Here is an 11,820-nt window from a genome sequence, read left to right as displayed (position 1 = left end):
GATGAAACGGATGAAGCAACACCGCAGCCCCGCCGTCCCGAACGGCTTCTCGCTGGTCGAACTGATGGTGGTGATCTTCATCATCGGCCTGTTGGCCACCGTGGTGCTGATCAATGTCCTGCCAAGCCAGGACAAGGCCATGCGGGTGAAGGCGCAAAGCGACATCGCGACGATGTCGCAGGGGATGGAAATGTACCGCCTCGACAACGCGACCTACCCTGGGGCGGTCGAAGGGCTTTCCGCCCTGCGCACGCCCCCGGCGAACCTCGCGATGCCGCAAAACTACCGCTCGGGCGGATATATCAAGGATCTGCCGACCGACCCTTGGGGGAGAGCCTATCAGTATGTCGTGCCTGGCCGTGACGGTCGGCCCTTCGACATCTTCTCGCTCGGCGCAGATGGCAAGCCGGGCGGAGAGGGTAACGACGCCGACATTTACGCCGACAAGCGCTGACCGGCGGCACGTGACGACGGTCGATTACATTGATGGGGCAGAGGATGGGCCCGGCAGGGACGGGCTGATCGTTCTCTTGCCGTCCGTACCAGGGGAAGAATGGCGCTGGTGGCGGGTCGAGGACCAGGACCTCGGCGCCGAGCATGGCTTTACCCCGGGCGAGGACCGGCCATGGGGGCACCTGGGGGACGAAGCCCGCGTCGTCGCCCTCGTTCCCAGTGCGATGGCGCCGGTGCGGGTGCGGCCGCGCGGAACGATGCCGCTCGCCCAGGCGCTTGCCGCAGCAAGGCTCGAGGCGGCCGATGGCGCCCCGGGACCAATGCATGTCGCTGTGGCCGAATACGGTGGAAGCGCCTTGCTGGTCGCGACCGTCAGTACGGCAGCGATGGACCTGTGGTTTGCCGAACTGGCCGCAGCGGGCCTTGTGCCGGCCGCGCTCGTTCCGGCAGCGCTGGTTCTGCCCTATGGCCATGACGACGGAACAGTAGTGGGCCAACTAGGGAACCAGGCTCTGGCGCGCACGCCCGAGGCCGCCTTCGCAGGCGAACCTGACTTGGTCGAGGCGCTGGGCGGCGGAGAGCAGGTCGCAGTCGACGATCTCGAGAACGCACTGCTCGCAACCTGGGAGGACCCAGCACTGAACTTGCGCCAAGGCATCTACGCCCCGCGCCGCGTGTCCTTCTTCCGGTTGCCGGACTGGGTGCAACTCGCGCGCATGACTGCGATTGCCGCATTGCTGGGATTCCTAGTTTTGGCGACCGAGACGGTGAAGCTCAATCTCGATGCCAGGGCACGCGAAGATGCCGCGCTGGAGGCGGCGCAGAAGCGCTTTCCGGCGGCAGTCGATCTGGCCAGCGCGACGTCGCTGGCCTCGGCTGAACTGGCCCGGCGGGGCGAGGGCGGCGGCAGCTTTACCGCCCCAGCATCGGCGCTGCTTGCTGCGATGCGCCCGATCCCCTCGGTGTCCCTGCGCGATCTGGGCTATGTCGAAGACGGGACTTTGCGTTTCCAGGCCGCTGCGCCGACGGCGGATGCCGTCAACCAGCTGCTGATGGCGCTTCAGCGTGATGGGTGGCAGGTAACGGTGCCGCCGCAGCTAGCGCCCGATCCAACTGGCGCGACCGTCGCAGCAATCACGGTGCGTGCGCCATGATGGTTCGGGTGACCACATGGTATGGGGGGCTGACTCCGCGCGAGCGATTGTTGGTGAGCATCGCAGGCACGCTCGCCGCGCTGCTGTTCCTGATCTACGGGATCGTCCTCCCGCTCGGCCGCGCGCACGACGCCGCCCATGTCCGCCATCGTGCCGCTGTAGAGTCGAGTGGCCGCCTGCTGTCCCAGTTGGCGGCGCTTGAGGCTCCGGCCCCGGCACGTGCGCAACTAGCGGGGCCTATCGCGCAGGTCGTGACCACCAGCGCCGACACGGCGGGCTTCGTGCTCCAGTCCAATCAGCCGCGCGGCGACGATAGGACGGTGATCTCCATTCCCACCGCGCGGCCTTCAGCCGCGCTCGCCTGGATCGATCGCCTTGCCGAGCAGGGAATCGTTCTCGACAACCTGACGATGACACCGGCCGCGGATGGCAGTGTCGCACTGAACGCCACGCTGCGGCGCGTTGGCGGAGCGGCGGGGGCGCAATGATCGAACGGTGGATATTCCTGCGTGACGGCAGGCTCACCGCGCGCATCAAACTGGTGCTGGCGGCCCTGTTCGTCGCGATGCTGATTGCGCTCCTGCCGCTTCGCCTCGTGCTGGGTTGGGCGCATCCCGGTCCGCGCACCTTCAGCGCCAGCGCGGTCGAGGGGTCTGCCTGGGCTGGGCGGATCGGCGACTTGCGGCTGGGCGCGTTGCCGATCGGAAACGTCGATGCAGGCATACGTCCCTTGCCGCTTCTCATCGGCCGTCCGGAACTTTCTATGAACCGCCCGGCGCTGGGCGCCGATCCTGCCTTCAGCGCCATCGTAGGAGGAGGCGAAGGCTCTGTCGTGCTGCGCGACGTTCAGGGCCAGGTGGCGCTGAGGGACGCATTAGGCGCCTTGCCTGCGGCCGCACTTGGCTTTCGGGATTTTCACATGGCGATGAGCGGCGGACGGTGCGAATCCGCTGGCGGGCAGCTCACATTGTTTCTTTCACCGTTAAGCGACCTGATGACGGGGCAGGTGGCTCTCACGGGCTCGGCCCGCTGCGACAAGGGCGCGCTCTACGTTCCGATGACCGGGCCGACCGGACTGGAGAAGCTTTTCCTGCGCCTGGAACCCGATGGAAGCTGGCGCAGCGACCTCATCCTGTCCGGTCTGCCGGTCGAGGTATCAACCCCGCTGCTCGAAATGGGCTTCACGGGCAGACCCGGCGGGATCGGCATCACCTCACGCGGGAAGCTATGATCCTTATTTGAGGATTTGACCGAGGAACCAGACGCGCTGCTGGGCCTGGTCGGTCCAGTCGTCCGCCATTCCTTCGGTTGCATTGTCGCCGGCCTGGGTCGCGGCCGACTTAACTTCGCGGATCGCTTCGACGAGCGCCTCGTTGTCGGCATGAAGTTCGCGAACCATCGTCATCGCATCGAGGCCGCGGGTGTCATTGTCCGCAATCCGCGTCTTTGCACCGATCGCGCCGATCGAGGTGAGCGTATCGCCATCGTTCTTGCGCACGCGCTCCGCCACGATATCGGTCAATGCGAAGATTTCGGTCGCATGCTCGTCGAAGAGCAAGTGCAGGTCGCGAAAATTCGGCCCGGCGACGTGCCAGTGGAAATTCTTGGTCTTGACGTAGAGGGCGAAGAAGTCCGCCAGCAGGCCATTCAGTGAATCGACCAGTGCGGTTCGTGCGTTGTCGCCGGTAGTTGCCATCTCGATGCTCCATCCTGACAGATATCTGCCATCCTAACCGACCCGGCTCGAACTCGTTTCACGACTAATCCGCGACAGAGTGATCGCAGGTCACGATTAGCATGCAATAGGCTTCTTGCGCTTGTCCTGCGATCCGCGACCGCGCAGAAACCCCGGGATGCAGACCGACAAAACTTATGCTGGATTGGAACTGGGCGGAACCAAGATCCTCGCGGCGACGTGGCGATCCGGCACGATTGTCGATCAGATCAGCGTGCCGACTGGAACTCCTGACGCGTCCTTACCTGAGACAATGGCCTGGCTGACCGCCCGTATCCCCACAAATGGGTTTGCGGGTCTTGGAATCGCCAGTTTCGGGCCAATTAGGGTCGACCCCTCGGCGTCGGACTACGGCCGAATCCTCGAAACGACCAAGCCGGGGTGGAGCGGAATCGATCTCGTGGCCGAAGTGGTGCCGCGTTTTGCCTGTCCGTTTCTCGTCGATACCGACGTCAACGGCGCGGCTCTGGCCGAATGGCACTGGGGCGCGGCGCGGGGGTGCGCCAGCGTGGTCTATCTGACCATCGGTACGGGAGTCGGTGGAGGGGTGCTGATAGATGGAATCCCGGTTCATGGCCGTTTGCATCCGGAACTTGGCCACCTGCGTCTGCGACGGGCACAGGGCGATACGTTTGCAGGCTCGTGCAGCTTCCACGGCGACTGCATCGAAGGCTTGATCAGTGGCCCGGCGCTCGCGGCGCGGCTGGGGCGCGATCCGCGTGAAGTTCCGCATACCGACGCAGTCTGGGATCGGGCAGCGAACGATCTGGCAGAACTGCTCGGTGCAATAATCCTTGCGCTGTCGCCGCAGCGCATTCTCGTCGGCGGCGGGGTCGGCCTTGGTCAGCCTCACTTACGTGAAGCGGCGGTCCGCCGGGTTTCCGCGCTGCTTGGACATTATCTGCGCGACTTCGACGAAGCAGCTCTCGCGGGGATCGTCGTTGCCCCGGCGCTCGGCGCGCAAGCTGGGCCGCTGGGCGCGATCGCGCTTGCCTTGAACGCAGCCGATCAGCGCCGCGCACCTGACAGATAAAAGCGTTGCGCCGCAGCCGGGGTGTGGGCAAGCGACACCGAGTCCAATGGACGAGGCGATGGGGAGACAGTGATGTTCAAGACCGCGTTAACCGAGATGTTCGGCGTTGAGACGCCTATCGTAATGGGCGGAATGACCGGCGTCGGCTATGGCGATCTCGTGGCGGCGGTCGCCGAAGCGGGAGCACTCGGCTTCATCACCGCGCACATGTTTCCCAGCGGCGACGCCTTGCGCGCCGAAATCGATAAGGTTCGCGAGAAGACCGACAAGCCGTTCGGGGTCAACATGACCCTGCTGCCGTCGATCAATCCGATCCCCTATGACGAATATCGCAAGGCGATCATCGACAGCGGCGTGACCATCGTCGAAACCGCTGGCCGCGCGCCGACCGATCATCTTCCCGCGTTCAAGGACGCCGGGGTGCGGGTGATCCACAAGTGCACCTCGGTTCGCCATGCAGTTTCGGCTGTGCGCAACGGGGTGGATGTCATCTCGATCGACGGTTTCGAATGCGCGGGGCATCCGGGCGAAGACGACGTGGGCCTCATCGTCCTGCTGCCCGCCACAGTGAACAAGGTGGACGTGCCGGTAATCGCCAGCGGCGGGATGGCCGACGGGCGCAGCCTTGTCGCGGCGCTCGCGCTGGGCGCCGCCGGGGTCAACATGGGCACCCGCTTCTGCGCCACGCAGGAAGCAAAGATTCATCCCAACGTGAAGCAGAAGATCGTCGACAATACTGAACTCGACACGGTCCTTGTCGGTCGCACCCTGCGCAACACGGCCCGCGTCGCGCGAAACGCAGTGTCCGAAGAAGTGGCCGCGATCCAGCGGGACCCGACCAAGACCTTCGAGGACGTGAAGGCCCTGATGGCCGGCCAGCGCGGGCGCGCCAACGTGCTCGAGGGCGGCGATCTCGACGGCGGCATCTGGTCGTCGGGGCAAAGCCAGGCGCTGATCCACGATATTCCGACCTGCAAGGAACTGGTCGCGAACATCATGGCGCAGGCAGAACGCGTGCGGTCCGGTCTCGCCTGATGCGTCCGCGGCGAAGCGCGCCCTTGGTCGATTGACCGGCAAACCGGTCTGTGCCAGACGCGCTTCCCGCACCGCCCTGTTGTCATGTAGGTCTCAAGGGCGGACAAGCGCACGGCGTCTCGGATGCGGGTGTAGCTCAATGGTAGAGCAGCAGCTTCCCAAGCTGAATACGAGGGTTCGATTCCCTTCACCCGCTCCAGCCCGGACGCGCTGACAGGGGCGGTAATCGGCCCGGTGCAGACGATCGGCGTCCTCTGCGAGCAGCGACAGGGTTTGCAGGCGCGGTGCCAGAACTCTACCGATACCCAGCACACTTCGCTCAAATTTCTCGCCGTGGGCGATCGGGAGGGTAAATGCCGGGCCTTTATTTTGAGCAGTTCTCAGTCGGCCAGCGCTTCATCCACGAGGTGCGGCGGACGGTCACGGAGACGGACAACATCCTGTTCTCGTCGCTCACGTTCAATCCTGCCGCGCTCCACATCGACTACGAAGCGGCCAGCAAGACCGAGTTCGGCAAGCCGCTCATGAATTCGCTCTTCACGCTCGGGCTCGTCATCGGCCTATCGGTTCAGGACACGACTTTCGGCACCACGGTCGCCAACCTGGGAATGACCGACACGACATTTCCCAAACCGGTCTTCGCGGGCGACACGATCCGGGTGGAGACCCGGGTAATGGAACTGCGCCCGTCTAAATCGCGGCCGGGGCAGGGGATCGTGACGTTCGAGCATCTGGGGATCAATCAGCGTGACGAGATCGTCTGCCGAACTTTACGCGCTGCCCTGATGCTTGCCGCGCCGTCAGCCGACGGCTGACGTCAGTCCCCGCCGGTCGCGGCGTCTCCGATCGTCATTGTCGTCGGCATCCCGCCACCGGTCTGGGTCCACCAGTAGGGCGCGGTCTTGCGCGTGCCGGTGCCAACCTCGTTCATGGTCGCGGAATCATAGAGCCGGCCGCCAAGCATGACCTGACTGATCTTGTCGCTGTTGCGGATGTCGACCGTGGGGTCGGCATCGAGCACGACGAGATCGGCGAGCTTGCCCACTTCGAGTGACCCCACGTCATGGGCATAGCCCAGCGAGGTAGCCGACATGATCGTGGCCGCACGGAGGGCATCGATCGGGCTCCATCCACCGCGCACGAAGCTCCACATTTCCCAGTGCGGCCCAAGCCCGGCCTGTTGGCCATGCGCGCCGATTGCAACCTGCACGCCGCGCTTCATGAGCTTGCCGGCCTCGCGCGCGCTGTCGTCGTCGACGTAGTCTTCCTCCGGCGCCATCTCGCGGCGGGTGTTCTGCGCTTCGAGCAGGGCATGCGGCGCATGACGCGAGAGCAGCGGGTGCTTCCACACATCGGTGTGCTGGCGCCAGTAGGGATCGCCGGCTAGACCGCCATAGGTCACGACGAGGGTGGGGGTGTAGTTCGTCTTGGTCTGGGACCACAGGCTGAGGACGTCCTCGTAGAACCGTTCACCGGGCATGTTGTGCTCGAGCGTCGCGTTCCCGTCCTGGATAAGGGAGATGTCCATCGTGTAGAGCGACCCGCCCTCCGGCACGACTTCCATGTTCTCCGCCTGGGCCGCGGCAACGACCATCTGGCGCTGCTCGCGCCGCGGCTGGTTGTAGTTCTTCACGCTGTGCGCACCCTGCGCCTTGAGCCGGCGAACGTCCGCGAGCGCGTCTTCGTAGGTGTCGATCTGCGCATAGACGTCCGGCGATTTGGCACCGTAGATCACTTCGCCCGTCGAGAAGATGCGCGGCGCGATGATCTTGCCCGCTCGCTGCATTTCCGAAGCAACGAAGATTTCTGACGCGCGCGCCGACGGGTCGTGGATCGTCGTGGCGCCCATCGCCAGGTTGACGATCGACGACCAGTTTTGCTGCGGGATCAGGTCGTCCTCGGCCTGCGGACCATGGGCGTGGGCATCGACGAGGCCCGGGATGATGACCTTGCCCGTGGCATCGATCGTCCGCGCGCTTGCAGGAACCTGGACCGAAGCCCGGGGGCCGATTGCGACGATCCGGTCGCCACGGATCAGGACTGTGCCGTCGTCGATGATCCCGCCGGCCGCGTCGGCCATCGTTACCAGCCGGGCGCCGGTAATCGCGACCATCCCGGTCGGTCGATCGGCGGCGACGTCCATTGCCAGCGAGATGCCCGTGCGCGGCGCGGGAAATTTGGCCGGATCCTCGCCCGCCGGGGCATTTCGGAACAGTTCGGACGTTCTGGCCGTGTAGAGGGTCGGTCCCATGCTCCAGTGGATCGCGTCCCCGTTGTTCGACCAATGGATGTAATCGGCGCCCTCCGCACTCACGCGGGTCACCGGCATCGGTCCGCCTTTCATGTCGACATCGACGTTCTGGGTGCCCGGCATCAAGGGCATGACGAAAGCTTCGTAATTCTGGCGGAACGCAACGTATTCACCGCTCGGCGACACCTCGAAATCGTTGACCAGCTCGCCTGTCGCATGGACCCTGCGCGCTTCGCCGTTGAGGTCGGTGCTGATGAGCTGGCGCTTGCCCTTGTCGTTGCCGAGCATGAATACGCGGTCACCATCCTTGCCGAACTGCGGCTCGGAAGCGTCGGAAGCCAGGCGAACAGGCGTGCCACCCGCGGCCGGGATGCGCCAAACGCCAGGATTTTCGCTCCCTCGCGCGGCGGTCAGGTATCCCCCTCCGCGCCGCTCGAAGACGATCGTTTTGCCGTCGGGTGAAAACCGGGGAAGGGCATAGTGGCCCGCCAGCGTCGTGACGTTGCGCGCAGCGCTGCCACCGGCGGAAACGGTGCGGATCTGGCCCAGGCCGGCGTCGGTCCAGCCGACGAACACGACGGAGCGGCCATCGCGCGACCAGCTCGGCCACAGTTCCATCTCGGCTTCATCACCCTTGACGAGGCGCCGCGCCGCGCCGCCCGTCGCCGGCTTGATCCACAGCTTGCCCAGCGTTTCGAACACTACCTGGCGGCCGTCTGGCGAAGTGCTGGCCCAGCGAGGCATCTTCGTGGTGAAGCGATCTGGTGCGACTTCGACCTGCGGATGGATCGCGTCCACCACCACGCGGGTATCGTTCACGCGGAACGGGATGATAGCCGCCGCTGCGTCGCCTCCTGCGCCGTCCGCCGACATGCGGCGGATCTTGCCGCCAGCCCAGAAGATCACGGCCTTGCTGTCGGGCGTCCAGGCCATGTTCGGATAGACCCCGGTAACGGCCCAGGTTTCCTGCACGTCCTGATCGAGAGCGCCGTAGATGCGCCGCTCCTCGCCCGAGGCGAAATCCTTGACCCACAGTGTCGAGCGTCCGTGCTCGCGCCGCACGAAACCGATGCGCTTGCCGTCGGGAGAAGGGGTCGGGCGCACGGCGCCGCCGACGCCTGAGACCGCTGTCGTTACCTCTCCGGTCGCGATATCGTATTTCTCGATATCGAAGAGGTCGGTGCGCGAGTTCTGCGCATACTCGAAGATCGGTCCCGGCGTGACGTTGCGGGTATAGTAGATGCTCTTGCCGTCGGGGGCGTAGATCGGCTCACCCAGCTCCTTCTGGAGTTGCTCGCTCGCGCGCTTGACGAGCTGCACACCGCCGCCGCCCGACGCGTGATAGAGCCAGACCTCGCCCGTGCCGAGAGAGCGACCGGTGGTGAAGTGCTTCTTGGCGACGATGAACTTTCCGTCGGGGCTCCACGTCGGCTGGTTGAGGAGGCGAAATTCCTCCTTGGTGACCTGACGCTTGTCGCCGCCGTCGACGTTCATCACCCAGATGTTGTCGCCGCCGCCGCGGTCGGACGTGAACGCGATCCGCTTTCCGTCCGGCGAGAAGCGCGGCTGATGCTCATACGCCAGGCCCTCCGCGATGCGCGTGGGCTGGCCGCCGCCGATGGGCATGGTGTAGATATCGCCCAGAAGATCGAACGCGATCATCCGCCCGTCGCGCGAAACGTCGACGTTCATCCACGTTCCCTCGTCGACCGCGATCGGAACGGTGCGCGTCTTGAGGCCAGCGGGCGCATTGACGTCCCACTTCGCCGGCTTTGGCGGCTCCTTTGCTTCGGGGCCCGGCGCAGGGCCGGCGGGCGGGGCCGGAGGAGGCAAGGCACCGGTCGTATCCTGCTCGGGGTTGAGGACTGAATTCTCAGGCTTCTGGCTTTCCGCCACAGGCTGGTCGGCGGGTGGCGGCGGCGTTTGCGCCATGGCCTGGCTCGTCAGTGATCCCGCCACAAGCAACTTGGCGACAACCGCCGCGACCCGCATCCTCATCGATTTCCTCCGTAATATTAATTCGTCGGATGTAGCGCTTGTTGCGCGCCGGTCACGTCCCATCGCCCGGTTTTGCACCGGTTACGTCGGGTTGGCCGCAAACCTTGACCTGTTAGTTGCTGAAGCGCTCACCCGCGGCAGCGCGACTGCGAAGGCTTTCGTCCACTGGCAGTCCATGCCGCTCAAGTCCCGCCACGACCGTGTCCAGACCGACGGTGTCGGCCCAGAACATCGGGCCCCCGGTAAAGAGTGGCCAGCCGTAGCCGTTGATCCATACCACATCGATATCGCTGGCGCGCTGCGCCTTGCCCTCGGCCAGGATCTTCGCTCCCTCGTTCACCATGGGATAGAGAAGCCGCTCGCGGATCTCGTCTTTCGTGAAGCTGCGCTGGGGCTTGCCTGCCTTGGACGCGAAATCGGCGATGATGGCGCGGGTCTCGTCGGACGGTGTGCGATTGCGGGCTTCGTCATAATCGTACCAGCCTTTGCCCGCCTTCTGGCCGAACCGGCCTGCTGCGCACAGCGCCTCGCGGACCGTTTCGACCCGACTGGGATCGCGGTGCCAGCCGACGTCGTTGCCGGCCAGGTCGCCCATCTGGAACGGTCCCATCGGGAATCCGAAATCGACAAGGACGTCATCGACGTCCCAGTAATTGGCGCCCTCCATGATGAGTGCCTGCGCCTGCTGCTGGCGCGGGGTGAGCATGCGGTTGCCGATGAAGCCGGGGCAATTGCCGGCAACGACAGCAATCTTCCCGATCTTCTTGGCCAAGGCCATGCAAGTCAGGAGAACCGCGTCCGACGTCTTCGCCCCGCGCACCATCTCCAGCAGTTTCATGACATTGGCGGGCGAGAAGAAGTGCAGGCCGACGACGAATTCCGGGCGACGGGTGGCCGATGCGATCTCGTCAATGTCGAGATAGCTGGTGTTCGAGGCCAATATCGCGCCTTGTTTGACGATGCCGTCGAGCTTGGCGAAGACCTCCTTTTTGATGTCCATGCTCTCGAACACAGCTTCGATCACCAGGTCGCAATCGGCCAGGTCGCCGTAGTTCAGCGTCGGTTGGAGAATTCCCATCGCCGCTTCGACCTGCTCGCCGGTCATGCGCCCGCGCTTGGCGCTGTTCTCATAATTGCGGCGCATGACCCCGGTCCCGCGATCCAGCGCGTCCTGCTGCATCTCGACGATGGTGACGGGAATGCCTGCGGACAGAAAGTTCATCGCGATGCCGCCGCCCATGGTGCCGGCACCGATGACGCCGACCTTGTTGACCGGGATCAGCGGCGTCGCGGCATCGACATTATCGATCTTGTTGGCGGCTCGCTCGGCAAAGAAATAATGGCGCATCGCGGCGGACTGGGTTCCGCTCATAAGCTTCACGAACAGTTCCCGCTCGCGCTTCACGCCATCGGCATAACTGCCCTCGGTCGACGCCTTGACCGCCTGGATCGCGGCCTCGGGCGCCTCGAATCCACGCAATCCGCGAGCGTTCTGCTGGCGGAAGGTATCGAAGATCGAAGGATCGCGCACCGCGTCCTGCTGGGCAGTGCCGGCGGACGAGCGGGGCACCGGCTTGCCGATCTGCTCGCGAGCAAAGGCGATAGCGTCTGCCGCCAGCGTTTGCGCGCCGACGATCCGGTCGATCAATCCAATTTCCAGGGCCTTCGTCGCGGAAATGGGGTCGCCCTTGACGACCATCGGCAAAGCGTTCGCCACGCCCACCACCCGCGGCAGGCGCTGGGTGCCCGCGGCACCCGGGATGAGCCCGAGCTTCACCTCCGGCAGACCCAGTCGGGCCGAGGTGACGGCCACCCGGTAATGGCAGGCGAGCGCGACTTCGCAACCGCCGCCGAGCGCAGTGCCATGGATCGCGGCGACGACCGGTTTGTCGCTCGCCTCCATCTTGTCCAGAGCCTCGCCCAGGTTGGGTCCGACGGGGGCCTTGCCGAACTCGGTAATGTCGGCGCCGGCAAAGAAGGTGCGCCCATCGCACCGGATCACCACGGCCTTTACCGTATCGTCGCCCAGCGCCTGCTCGATCCCATCGACCAGGCCCTGCCGGACTTTCGCGCCCAGAGCATTAACCGGCGGATTGTCGGCGACGATTACCAGGACGTCGTCATGCTTTTCGGTGCGGATTACGGACATGGGCGGTTCTCC

The 11,820-nt window shown here is 65.0% G+C and carries 10 protein-coding genes and 1 tRNA gene; 8 read left to right on the top strand and 3 right to left on the bottom strand.

Annotated features, from left to right (window positions below; all coding sequences use genetic code 11):
• Window positions 1–10 precede the first annotated feature (10 nt).
• The 4 genes from gspG to gspN are packed head-to-tail and all read left to right on the top strand — an operon-like array spanning window position 11 to window position 2,838.
• Complete coding sequence (gene gspG, locus ACFO0A_RS07665) at window positions 11–454, top strand: type II secretion system major pseudopilin GspG (protein WP_379538418.1); 444 nt, start codon at window positions 11–13, stop codon at window positions 452–454.
• A 10-nt stretch (window positions 455–464) separates the two neighbouring features.
• Window positions 465–1,607, top strand: coding sequence for a type II secretion system protein GspL (gene gspL, locus ACFO0A_RS07660; protein WP_379538417.1), 1,143 nt, complete (start codon window positions 465–467; stop codon window positions 1,605–1,607).
• Window positions 1,604–2,095: a type II secretion system protein GspM gene (gene gspM, locus ACFO0A_RS07655; protein ID WP_379538416.1), complete on the top strand. Its 492-nt coding sequence runs from the start codon at window positions 1,604–1,606 to the stop codon at window positions 2,093–2,095. The genes gspL and gspM overlap by 4 nt, the downstream gene beginning before the upstream one ends.
• A complete protein-coding gene (gene gspN / locus ACFO0A_RS07650) occupies window positions 2,092–2,838 on the top strand; it encodes a type II secretion system protein N (protein WP_379538415.1) in 747 nt (248 codons plus the stop codon). The genes gspM and gspN overlap by 4 nt, the downstream gene beginning before the upstream one ends.
• A 3-nt stretch (window positions 2,839–2,841) precedes the next feature.
• On the opposite strand, the gene ACFO0A_RS07645 is transcribed toward gspN, so the two are convergent.
• A complete protein-coding gene (locus ACFO0A_RS07645) occupies window positions 2,842–3,303 on the bottom strand; it encodes a Dps family protein (RefSeq protein WP_379538414.1) in 462 nt (153 codons plus the stop codon).
• A gap of 157 nt (window positions 3,304–3,460) precedes the next feature.
• Between ACFO0A_RS07645 and ACFO0A_RS07640 the strand changes: the two genes are divergently transcribed.
• The 4 genes from ACFO0A_RS07640 (at window position 3,461) to ACFO0A_RS07625 (ending at window position 6,225) form a co-directional block, all read left to right on the top strand.
• Entirely contained in the window at window positions 3,461–4,375 is a 915-nt protein-coding gene (locus ACFO0A_RS07640; protein WP_379538413.1) for an ROK family protein, read from the top strand.
• Window positions 4,376–4,444: 69 nt separating this feature from the next.
• On the top strand, window positions 4,445–5,410 hold the full coding sequence (locus ACFO0A_RS07635; RefSeq protein ID WP_379538412.1) for an NAD(P)H-dependent flavin oxidoreductase: 966 nt from the start codon (window positions 4,445–4,447) through the stop codon (window positions 5,408–5,410).
• A gap of 125 nt (window positions 5,411–5,535) precedes the next feature.
• Window positions 5,536–5,609, top strand: a tRNA-Gly gene (locus ACFO0A_RS07630).
• A gap of 154 nt (window positions 5,610–5,763) precedes the next feature.
• Complete coding sequence (locus ACFO0A_RS07625; protein WP_379538411.1) at window positions 5,764–6,225, top strand: MaoC family dehydratase; 462 nt, start codon at window positions 5,764–5,766, stop codon at window positions 6,223–6,225.
• A 2-nt stretch (window positions 6,226–6,227) separates the two neighbouring features.
• Here ACFO0A_RS07625 and ACFO0A_RS07620 read toward each other — a convergent pair whose 3' ends face one another.
• Complete coding sequence (locus ACFO0A_RS07620) at window positions 6,228–9,659, bottom strand: amidohydrolase family protein (RefSeq protein ID WP_379538410.1); 3,432 nt, start codon at window positions 9,657–9,659, stop codon at window positions 6,228–6,230.
• A 112-nt stretch (window positions 9,660–9,771) separates the two neighbouring features.
• Window positions 9,772–11,808 carry a 3-hydroxyacyl-CoA dehydrogenase NAD-binding domain-containing protein gene (locus ACFO0A_RS07615; protein WP_379538409.1) on the bottom strand — a complete coding sequence of 679 codons (2,037 nt, stop codon included), beginning with the start codon at window positions 11,806–11,808 and terminating at the stop codon, window positions 9,772–9,774.
• Window positions 11,809–11,820 lie beyond the last annotated feature (12 nt).

This window comes from Novosphingobium tardum, assembly GCF_042652045.1.
Taxonomy (GTDB): domain Bacteria; phylum Pseudomonadota; class Alphaproteobacteria; order Sphingomonadales; family Sphingomonadaceae; genus Novosphingobium; species Novosphingobium tardum.
This window is presented reverse-complemented; position numbering and strand designations above follow the sequence as displayed.

Bases quoted from the DNA above. Each gene is read 5' to 3' on its own strand.
- gspG (WP_379538418.1), top strand. From the start codon at position 11: ATGAAGCAACACCGCAGCCCCGCCGTCCCGAACGGCTTCTCGCTGGTC.
- gspM (WP_379538416.1), top strand. From the start codon at position 1,604: ATGATGGTTCGGGTGACCACATGGTATGGGGGGCTGACTCCGCGCGAG.
- gspN (WP_379538415.1), top strand. From the start codon at position 2,092: ATGATCGAACGGTGGATATTCCTGCGTGACGGCAGGCTCACCGCGCGC.
- ACFO0A_RS07645 (WP_379538414.1), bottom strand. From the start codon at position 3,303: ATGGCAACTACCGGCGACAACGCACGAACCGCACTGGTCGATTCACTG.
- ACFO0A_RS07640 (WP_379538413.1), top strand. From the start codon at position 3,461: ATGCAGACCGACAAAACTTATGCTGGATTGGAACTGGGCGGAACCAAG.
- ACFO0A_RS07625 (WP_379538411.1), top strand. From the start codon at position 5,764: ATGCCGGGCCTTTATTTTGAGCAGTTCTCAGTCGGCCAGCGCTTCATC.
- ACFO0A_RS07620 (WP_379538410.1), bottom strand. From the start codon at position 9,659: ATGAGGATGCGGGTCGCGGCGGTTGTCGCCAAGTTGCTTGTGGCGGGA.
- ACFO0A_RS07615 (WP_379538409.1), bottom strand. From the start codon at position 11,808: ATGTCCGTAATCCGCACCGAAAAGCATGACGACGTCCTGGTAATCGTC.